This is a genomic window from Limnohabitans sp., from assembly GCF_044361645.1.
Lineage (GTDB): Bacteria > Pseudomonadota > Gammaproteobacteria > Burkholderiales > Burkholderiaceae_C > Limnohabitans_A.
Genome location: NZ_JBIKIL010000138.1, coordinates 1 through 9481, shown reverse-complemented (window position 1 = coordinate 9481; position 9481 = coordinate 1). Strand labels below are relative to the sequence as shown.

At 62.1% G+C, this 9481-nt stretch carries 9 protein-coding genes; all 9 read right to left on the bottom strand.

Annotation, left to right across the window (positions count from 1 at the left end; all coding sequences use genetic code 11):
• Positions 1–424 (bottom strand): glyceraldehyde 3-phosphate dehydrogenase NAD-binding domain-containing protein (locus ACIQ39_RS16840; protein WP_396435755.1); only part of this gene is annotated, 424 nt, incomplete at its 3' end.
• A gap of 67 nt (positions 425–491) precedes the next feature.
• The gene (locus tag ACIQ39_RS16835; protein ID WP_396435754.1) at positions 492–1160 is read right to left on the bottom strand and encodes an HAD-IA family hydrolase; all 669 of its coding nucleotides are present in this window, start codon (positions 1158–1160) and stop codon (positions 492–494) included.
• A gap of 9 nt (positions 1161–1169) precedes the next feature.
• On the bottom strand, positions 1170–3275 hold the full coding sequence (gene tkt, locus ACIQ39_RS16830; RefSeq protein ID WP_396435753.1) for a transketolase: 2106 nt from the start codon (positions 3273–3275) through the stop codon (positions 1170–1172).
• Between the two features lie 13 nt (positions 3276–3288).
• The gene (locus tag ACIQ39_RS16825; protein WP_396435752.1) at positions 3289–4173 is read right to left on the bottom strand and encodes a phosphoribulokinase; all 885 of its coding nucleotides are present in this window, start codon (positions 4171–4173) and stop codon (positions 3289–3291) included.
• A 49-nt stretch (positions 4174–4222) separates the two neighbouring features.
• Complete coding sequence (locus tag ACIQ39_RS16820) at positions 4223–5329, bottom strand: class 1 fructose-bisphosphatase (RefSeq protein WP_396435751.1); 1107 nt, start codon at positions 5327–5329, stop codon at positions 4223–4225.
• Between the two features lie 57 nt (positions 5330–5386).
• The gene (locus ACIQ39_RS16815; protein WP_396435750.1) at positions 5387–6112 is read right to left on the bottom strand and encodes an HAD-IA family hydrolase; all 726 of its coding nucleotides are present in this window, start codon (positions 6110–6112) and stop codon (positions 5387–5389) included.
• 272 nt (positions 6113–6384) lie between these two features.
• The gene (locus ACIQ39_RS16810; protein ID WP_396435749.1) at positions 6385–8154 is read right to left on the bottom strand and encodes a SulP family inorganic anion transporter; all 1770 of its coding nucleotides are present in this window, start codon (positions 8152–8154) and stop codon (positions 6385–6387) included.
• Positions 8151–9044 (bottom strand): MBL fold metallo-hydrolase, encoded by an 894-nt coding sequence (locus tag ACIQ39_RS16805; protein ID WP_396435748.1) that lies wholly within the window; start codon positions 9042–9044, stop codon positions 8151–8153. The genes ACIQ39_RS16810 and ACIQ39_RS16805 overlap by 4 nt, the downstream gene beginning before the upstream one ends.
• Before the next feature lie 77 nt (positions 9045–9121).
• Positions 9122–9481 (bottom strand): redoxin domain-containing protein (locus tag ACIQ39_RS16800; protein WP_396435747.1); only part of this gene is annotated, 360 nt, incomplete at its 5' end.

Genomic DNA, 9481 nt, shown 5'->3' with positions numbered 1-9481 from the left:
CGGCATAGGTGGCGTGGTTCACACCGAACACAAACATGGGCGTGTCGTCTTTGGAAGGCGCAGACATCACCACCTTGTTGGCGCCCGCGCTCAAGTGCTTGCCCGCGCTGTCTTTGTCCAAAAACAAGCCTGTGGCCTCGATCACCACATCCGCGCCCACCTCGTGCCACTTCAAATTGGCAGGATCGCGCTCTTGCGTCAGGCGGATGCGCTGGCCGTTCACGATCAAGGTCGAGCCTTCGACCGACAAGCTGCCCTGAAAGCGCCCATGTACGCTGTCGTACTCGAGCATGTAGGCCAGGTACTCGGGTTCGAGCAAATCGTTGATGCCAACGATCTGCACGTCTTGGAAGTTTTGCACGGCGGCGCGCAACACCATGCGCCCGATGCGGCCAAAGCCGTTGATGCCGATTTTTGTGGTCATGAGCGTCTCTCTTGATCGGAAAATGAACAGGTCTATTGAACAGGTCTATGGTTTGCAATGCCGGGCTTCACAGCAGCGCTGAAAAATCGTCGATCACCCGATCGGGTGAGCACGTGTGCACCGACTCGCCCATGTTGTAGCCGTAGGGCAAGAGCCACACCGGCACCCCAGCATTGCGGGCGGTGGCCGCGTCAATCGAGGAGTCGCCCACGAACAGCGCATCCGAAGCTTTGATCTGCCAACGCGCCAGGCAATCGACCACGCTGGTGGGGTCGGGTTTTTTGACAGGGAAAGTGTCACCACTGACCACCACGTCAAAGGCGTCCTGCAAGCCGTGCACGCGCAGCACGGTCTCGGTGTAACGGCCTTCTTTGTTGGTCACCACAGCCAGTTTGCAGTCGCGTGCGCGCAGCGCCGCCAGCACTTCGCGCACCTGCGGGTACAGGTGGCTGCGGGTGCCGCAACGCGCTTGGTAGTAGCGGTCAAAAATGGGCAGCGATTGTTTCAGGTCCAGGCCTTGGCGCACGGCCTCAACAGGGGTGTTGGTCACGCTGGCCAGGGCCTGAATCAGCAGCTCTTTGGTGCCGTGGCCGATCCAGTCGTTGACTTGCTGCTGCGACACCTCGGGCCAATCGAAATAGCGCAGGGTGTCGTTCACGGCATCGGCAATCTCGGGCGCGGTTTCGACCAAGGTGCCATCCAGGTCAAAAAAATACGCTTTTTTGTGTGGCGTCATGGCAGGCCTTCAGTTGTCTGAGGGGACGATGTGCTCAGGCAGCTCTTTCGCCTGGCGGTGCAGATGGCGGTGCACCAGCGTGCGCACGGCCTCGCACACACGCGCGGCGGTGATGCCAAAGTGCGCATACAGGGCCGGGGCCGGGGCCGACTCGCCAAAGCTGGCGATACCGATCACCATACCCGTGCGGCCCACGTATTTGCGCCAGAAGTCGGGGTGCGCCGCTTCCACCGCCACCGTGGGCAAGCCCATGGGCAGCACGCTGTCCTGGTAGGCCTCGCTTTGGCGGTCAAACACGTTGGTGCAAGGCATGGACACCACCCGTGTGGCCAAACCTTGGCTGGCCAGTTCGGCCTGTGCCTTCATGGCCAACGAGGTTTCAGACCCGGTGGCCAGGATGATGGCTTGTGCCCCCGGCATGTCGCTCAGAATGTAGCCGCCTTGGCGCACTTTGGCCGCATCGGCCACATCGCTGAGCAACTGCGGCAAGTTTTGGCGCGACAGCGCCAGGGCGCTGGGCCCATCGCACCGCTCCACCGCACAGGCCCAGGCAACAAAGGTCTCCAGGCCATCGGCCGGACGCCACACGTCCAGCCCCGGGATGATGCGCAAACTGGGCACATGCTCCACGCTTTGGTGGGTGGGGCCGTCTTCACCCAGACCAATCGAGTCGTGGGTGAAAACGTGGATCACGCGCTTTTTCATGAGCGCGGCCATGCGGATGGCGTTGCGTGAATAGTCTGAGAACGTGAGGAAGGTGCCGCCGTAGGGGATGAAGCCGCCATGCAAGGCCATGCCGTTCATGATGGCGGCCATGCCGAACTCGCGCACGCCGTACGACAAGTGGTTGCCCCAGGTGTCGCGGCCCGCCTTGGTGCAGCCCTTGAAGTTGGTCAGGTTGGAGCCGGTCAGATCAGCGCTGCCGCCAAAAAACTCGGGCAGCAAGGGGGCCAGCACATCGAGCGCGTTTTGGCTGGCTTTGCGGGTGGCCAGGGCATCGGGCTTGGCCACGATGGCGGCCAGGGCCTTGTGCAAACCTTGGGCATAAGCTGGCCCCAAGTCGCCTTGCATGCGGCGCTCGAACTCGGCCGCCTCTTGGGGGTAGCGGCTTTGGTAGGCGGCCATGCGCGCACGCCATTGGCCCTCGGCCTGCGCCCCTGTGGCGCGGGCGTCCCAGGCGCTGGCCACATCCGGGGGCACCTCAAAAGGCGGGTAGGGCCAGTTCAGGGCCTCGCGGGTGGCGGCCACTTCGGCCGCACCCAAGGCCGCACCGTGCACATCGTGCGTGCCGGCCTTGTTGGGCGAGCCCCTGCCGATCACGGTTTGGCAACAGATCAGGGTGGGTTTGCCCTCTGGGCTGCGGGCTTGCGCCTTGGCCGCTGCGATGGCGGCGTGCACGGCCTGCGGGTCGTGGCCGTCGACCTGGGCGATCACGTGCCAGCCATAGGCCTCAAAGCGCTGGGGCGTGTTGTCGGTGAACCAGCCTTGCACATGGCCGTCGATCGAGATGCCGTTGTCGTCGTACAGCGCCACCAACTTGGACAGGCGCAAGGTGCCCGCCAGCGAACAGGCTTCGTGGCTGATGCCTTCCATCAGGCAACCATCGCCCAGAAAGGCATAGGTCATGTGGTCCACGATGTCCAGGTTCTGCCCGTTTTCAAGGCCCCGGTTGAACGCTTGTGCCAACAACTTTTCGGCCAAGGCCATGCCCACGGCATTGCTGATGCCTTGACCCAGTGGGCCGGTGGTGGTCTCCACGCCGGGGGTGATGTCAACCTCGGGGTGGCCCGGGGTTTGGCTGTGCAGCTGGCGGAACTTTTTCAGCTCGGCCATGGGCAGGTCGTAACCGCTCAGGTGCAGCAAGGCATAGATCAGCATCGAGCCATGCCCGTTGGACAGCACAAAGCGGTCGCGGTTGGGCCATTGTGGGTTGAGGGGGTTGTGCTGCAGGTGACGGTGCCACAGCACTTGGGCGATGTCGGCCATGCCCATGGGCGCGCCGGGGTGGCCGGATTTGGCGGCCTCTACCGCATCAACGGCCAACATGCGCACGGCGTTGGCCATGCGCTGGGCCATTTCGGGTGTGGGCTGTGGGGTGGGCTGTGGGGTGTTCATGCTGCGCCTTTTTTCAAGCTTGGTCCAGCGCCCGTTTGCGGCGCTCCATCATGCGCCAGACAAAGGGCGTGAAGATCAGCTGCATGGCGATTTCCATCTTGCCGCCGGGCACCACGATGGTGTTGGCGCGGCTCATCCACGAGTCGTTGATCATGTTCAGCAGGTAGGGGAAATCGATGCCTTTGGGGTTGGCAAAACGGATCACCACCATGCTCTCGTCGGCCGAGGGGATGTCACGCGAAATAAAGGGGTTGGAGGTGTCCACCATGGGCACACGCTGGAAGTTGACATGCGTGTGTTCGAACTGCGGCACGATGAAATTCACATAGTCGGGCATGCGGCGCAAGATGGTGTCGGTCACCGCCTCGGTGCTGTAGCCGCGCTGGTGCTTGTCGCGCCAGAGTTTTTGAATCCACTCCAGGTTGATGACCGGCACCACACCCACGCGCAAGTCGGGGTGCTGCGCGATGTTGTGCTCGGGGGTGACCACCGCGCCGTGCAGGCCTTCGTAAAACAGCATGTCGGTGTCGTGCGGCAAATCCTCCCAGGGTGTGAAGGTGCCGGGCTCTTGGCTGTAAGGGGCAGCTTCTTCGGCGTTGTGCAGGTATTTGCGGGCCTGGCCTTGACCGGTTTCGGCGTAGGTGCGAAACAGCTTCTCGATCTCGCCAAAGAGGTTGTTGTCTGAGCCGAAATGGCTGAAGTTCTTGTTGCCTTGTTTCTCGGCCTCGGCCAAGCGGACCTTCATTTCCTTGCGGTCAAAGCGGTGAAAGCTGTCGCCTTCGATGATGGCCGCGTGCACGCCCTCGCGCCGAAAAATATTGGAAAAGGTGCGGGTCACCGTGGAGGTGCCAGCGCCCGAAGAACCGGTGATGGCGATGATGGGGTGGCGTTCAGACATGAGGGTTTCCTGAGGGTTCGGTCAATCGTGGCGTCAAGGGGCGCGGCGCTCAGTCGCGGAACAGGCTGCGTTCGGCAAACAGCGGGGCAAAGCTGTCTTCCTTGGGCGGCTCGGCGTGGTAGCGCTCGATGCGTTCGACCTCGTTTTTGGAGCCAAACACCAGGCCAATGCGCTGGTGCAGGCTGCTGGGCTGCACGCTCAGCATGGGCACTCGACCTGTGCTGGCGCGTCCCCCGGCTTGCTCCATGATGAAGCCGACCGGGTTGGCCTCGTAAAGCAGGCGCAGGCGGCCGGGCTTGCTGGGGTCTTTGCTGTCGCGTGGGTACATGAACACGCCGCCGCGCATCAAGATGCGGTGCGCCTCGGCCACCATGGAGGCGATCCAGCGCATGTTGAAGTCCTTGCCACGCGGGCCGGTTTTGCCGGCCAAACATTCGTCCACATAGCGCTTGACCGGGGCTTCCCAAAAGCGGCTGTTGGAGGCATTGATGGCGAACTCTTGGGTGTCTTCGGGCACGCGCAACTGCGGGTGGGTCAGCATGAATTCACCCATCACCGGGTCGAGCGTGAACGCCGCCACGCCATTGCCTACGCTGAGCACCAGCATGGTGGTCGGGCCGTACAAGGCATAACCGGCGGCCACCTGCTGGGTGCCGGGCTGAAAGAAGTCGGCCTCGCTCAAGGGCCCGCCCTCGGCGGTGGCATCGGGCGCACGCAGCACGCTGAAGATGCTGCCCACCGAGACGTTGACGTCGATGTTGCTGGAGCCATCGAGCGGGTCAAACACCAACAGGTATTTGCCCCGGGGGTGCTGCGCTGGAATGTCGTAGGGCCCGTCCATTTCTTCCGACGCCATGCCTGCCAAATGCCCGCCCCACTCGTTCATGCGGATGAACAATTCATTGCTGACCACATCGAGTTTTTTCTGCGTTTCGCCCTGCACGTTGATGCTGCCGCCCACATCGCCCGCAGCGGATGCGTGGTTGCCATACATGTCGGCCAAAGCCCCATAGGCCACCGACTTGGCAATGGCTTTGCAGGCCATGGCCACATCCAGGATCAAGGCATTGAAATCACCACTGGCACCGGGAAAGCGGCGACGCTCCTCGATCAGGTATTGCGTCAAAGTGGGCGTGGTGCGGGGGCTCAAGGACATGGGGCAAACACTCTCTGAAATTGTATAAAAATGACCAACAGACGCCAGCAGACCGACTCATGCAGGCGAGCGGGGCAGCAAGGCATGCCATTCGCGCAGTTGCGCGACGCCCACGCCCTGCAAGCTGGGCAACACGCGCCATGCGCCTTTGAAATCGTGCTCAGCGGTGAAGTCGTTGGGTGTGACCACGGTGGCCAGCCCCGCCCCCAAGGCCGCGCGCAAACCGTTTTCGGAATCTTCAAAGGCCAGGCAATGTGGCGCTGGCAAGCCCAGACGCGACAGGGTTTGTTGGTAGACCATCGGGTCGGGTTTCTTGCGCGGCGCAGTCGAGGCGTCTTCGATCACTGCAAAATGGCGCTTCCAGTCCGCGCCCATGGCTTGACGCAAAAGGGCCGCGATGTTGACGGGTGAGGTGGTGGTGGCAATCGCCAACTGCAAGCCAGCCCCACTGGCCGCCGACAACAGCGCCAGCACCCCCGGACGCATCTGCACCGCACCGTCTTGCACCGCTTGTTCGTAGGCGGCGGTTTTGATCTCGTGCAAATGCGTGATGGTCTCTTGCATGCCCGAGCCGCTGATGTCCTTGGGCAGTGCGCCCAAAGAGAGCCAATAGGCCTGGATGCGCTCTTTGCCACCCGACACGGCCAACAAACGGGTGTACAGCGGCACATCCCAATGCCAATCCAAACCCATTTCTGCAAAAGCGTGGTTGAACGCTGCCAAATGGGCCATTTCGGTGTCGGCCAGAGTGCCGTCAACGTCAAAGATCAGTGCTTGGAGCATGGCATGCAGACCTGTGTGGACAAAGAAGGCTTCACTTTAAGAAGGATCAAGACTCAGGACAATTCAATATTGACAAGAACTTAATTAAGGTTTGGCTGAATCGATACCGTGCTCAAACCGCTCCCCGATTCCACCCTGTGCTGTTGGACCGCAAACAACCGCCTTTGCTCGGAAGGCCCTTGGTGTCGTCAAACTGTTTTGTTTTTGTGCGATGGTGCTTTTTGCAGGGCAAATCAAACCCCTCCAAACCTTGGCGCAGCGCTTGTTGCGGCTCAGCTCTTGGCCTGAGCCGATCCTGCCACCGCCAAGGCCTGCACCGCTTGGTGATGCGTCAAGAAAACCTGCCCACTCAACTGAGCCAACAAGTGGCTGCGCTGCAAGCGGTCGAGCACGGGCCCCTTGACCTCGGACAAATGCAGTTGCACGCCCGATGCTTGCAAGCGCGTGTTGATGGTTTCCAAACTGTCCAGGGCGCTGGCATCAATGTCGTTGACCGCCGAGCACTGCAACACCACATGGCCTACACCGGGTCGCTTGGCCACTTGAGCGGCAATGCTGTCTTCGAGAAAACGGGCGTTGGCAAAGTACAGGCTTTCGTCCATGCGCAGCCCCAAAATGCCGGGCTGCACGATCACCGCGTGGCGCAGCTCATTGCGGTAGTGCTCGGTGCCCGGCACCTGCCCCACCACCGCGATGTGCGGGCGGCTGGTGCGGTACAACAACAACAGCACCGAGGCACTCACCCCTGCGATCAGCCCCGCCTCGACCCCCACCGCCAAGGTCAGCACAAAGGTCAAGAACAAGGCGATGAAATCGGCCTTGGCGTAACGCCAGGTGCGGGCAAACACCCCCACATCGACCAAGCTGAGCACCGCCAGCATGATGGTGGCGGCCAAGGTGGCCTGCGGCAAATGGAAAAGCCAGGGCGTCAAGAACAAGGCTGCCAGCGCCAGCCCCACCGCGGTGTAGATGCCCGCGGCAGGTGTGCGCGCACCCGCATCAAAATTGACCACCGAGCGCGAAAACCCGCCTGTGACCGGAAAGCCACCGGTGAGACCTGCGCCCAAATTGCTCAGGCCCAGCGCACGCAGCTCGGCATCGGGGTCGATGCGTTCGCGGCGCTTGGCCGCCAAGGACTGGCCCACCGACACCGACTCGACAAAGCCCACCAATGAAATCAGCAAAGCGGGCACCCACAAGGCCTGGGCCAACGCCCATTGGGCAGCCCAAGCACCGGGCGATGCGCCAGTCGCCCCGCCAGGCCAGGTCAAGGGCGGCAAGCCTTGCGGCACCGCGCCCACCACCCGCACACCCTGCTCGGCCAATTGCCATGCGGCCGACAAAGCAATGCTCATGAGCAACACCGCCACCGGAGCCGCCTTGGCCGCCAAATCGGCTGCGCCTGCGGGCACACCCCAACGCTTGAGCCACGGTTTGAGCTGACGGCGCAGCAGCAGCAACAGGCCCAAAGCACCCAGACCCATCGCGCTGGTCGGCAGATGCAGACTGGGCAAGTTTTGCCACAGCTGCGGCAGCAGCTGCAGCACGTTGTCGCCCTGCAGCGGCACACCCAGCAAATGCTTGAGCTGGCTGGCCGCGATCAGCAAACCCGATGCCGAGACAAAGCCTGCAATCACCGGGTGGCTTAAAAAATTGGCCAAAAAACCCAAGCGCAATGCACCCATCACCAGCATGATGACGCCGCTGAGCAGGGCCAGCATCAAAGCCGCCTCCACATAAGCCACGCTGCCTTGAGCCGCCACCGCGCCCACGCTGGCCGCCGTCATGAGCGAGGTCACCGCCGCAGGCCCCACGGCCAAAGTGCCGCTGCTGCCCATCAAGGCATACAAGAGCAGCGGGGCCATGCTGGCATACAAACCCGCTTGCGCGGGCAGTCCGGCCAACAGCGCATAGGCCAGGCTTTGCGGAATCAGCATCAAGGTCACCACCGCTGCGGCCACGCCATCGGCGGTGAGCAGCGAGCGGTTGTAACGCCGCCCCCAACTCAAAATGGGGAACCAACGCTCCAGTGCAGGACTCACAAAGCGTCCAGCGGAATCTTGAGGTAACGCTGGCCATTGTCTTCGGGCGGTGGCAAGTGGCCAGCACGCATGTTGATTTGCACCGAAGGCAAAATCAGCACCGGCATGGCCAAAGTGGCATCGCGCTTGTGGCGCATGGCCACAAACTCGGCCTCGCTCACGCCCTGGTGCACATGCACATTGGCCTTTTTCTGCTCGGCCACGGAGCTCACGCACTGGGGCTGGCGGGTCTCGGGCGGGTAGTCGTGGCACATGAACAACTCGGTGTTGTCGGGCAGGCTGAGCACTTTTTGGATGGACTGGAACAGCGTGCTGGCACTGCCGCCCGGAAAATCGCAGCGCGCCGTGCCGTAGTCGGGCATGAACAAGGTGTCTCCCACAAAGGCCACCTGCCGCGCAGGTTCGGCTTGGGCATCGCTCACCACATAGCTCATGCAGGCCGGGGTGTGGCCGGGGGTGTGCAGGGCCTGGGCTTGCAAAGTACCGATTTGAAACGTCTCGCCATCGGCCAGCAAACGGTCGAACTGGCTGCCGTCACGGGCAAACTCGGTGCCCGCGTTGAACAGCTTGCCAAACACGTTTTGCACCGTGGTGATGTGCGCGCCAATGGCCAACTGGCCACCCAGCAGTTTTTGCAAATAGGGCGCTGCCGACAAATGGTCGGCGTGCACATGCGTCTCCAAAATCCATTGCACGCGCAAATCCAGGACCTTCACGCGCGCCACCAATTGGTCGGCACTGGCAGTGCTGGTGCGGCCCGACTTGGGGTCGTAGTCCAGCACACTGTCGATCAAGGCGCACTGCCGGGTGGACAGGTCGGCCAGGATGTGGCTGAAGGTGAACGTGGCCGGATCAAAAAAAGATTCGATGTGCATGGCGGCTGAACTCATGGTGGCTTCCTTGGCAGTGGAACAACAACGGTTCTGACTCCCCTTGCCGCCAAGCGGCAAGGAGGCCAGCCGTCAATTTACAGGGACTTGGTCGAGAAATACCAGTCCTTCATGGCGTAGCCCTCGCCTTTGCGCTTGGCAATGGCTTCGGGTGTTTTGGGTGGTGGCACGATCACGTCGCAGCCGGGTGTCCAGCCTTCGGGTGTGGCGATCTTGTGGGCATCGCTGGTCTGCATGGCTTGCAACAAACGCACAAACTCTTCGATCGAGCGGCCATTGCTCATGGGGTAGTACACCATGGCGCGCAGCTTGCCTTCGGGGTCAATGAAGAAGGTGGCACGCACAGCCTGGGTGTCGGCCGCGCCGGGGTGGATCATGCCGTAGGCTTGGGCCACTTCCATCTTGATGTCGTCGATGATGGGGAAAGGAATCTCCAC

Coding starts and splice junctions, on each gene's coding strand:
- ACIQ39_RS16805 (WP_396435748.1), bottom strand. CDS start 9,044: ATGAGTTCAGCCGCCATGCACATCGAATCTTTTTTTGATCCGGCCACG.
- ACIQ39_RS16835 (WP_396435754.1), bottom strand. CDS start 1,160: ATGACGCCACACAAAAAAGCGTATTTTTTTGACCTGGATGGCACCTTG.
- ACIQ39_RS16815 (WP_396435750.1), bottom strand. CDS start 6,112: ATGCTCCAAGCACTGATCTTTGACGTTGACGGCACTCTGGCCGACACC.
- ACIQ39_RS16820 (WP_396435751.1), bottom strand. CDS start 5,329: ATGTCCTTGAGCCCCCGCACCACGCCCACTTTGACGCAATACCTGATC.
- tkt (WP_396435753.1), bottom strand. CDS start 3,275: ATGAACACCCCACAGCCCACCCCACAGCCCACACCCGAAATGGCCCAG.
- ACIQ39_RS16825 (WP_396435752.1), bottom strand. CDS start 4,173: ATGTCTGAACGCCACCCCATCATCGCCATCACCGGTTCTTCGGGCGCT.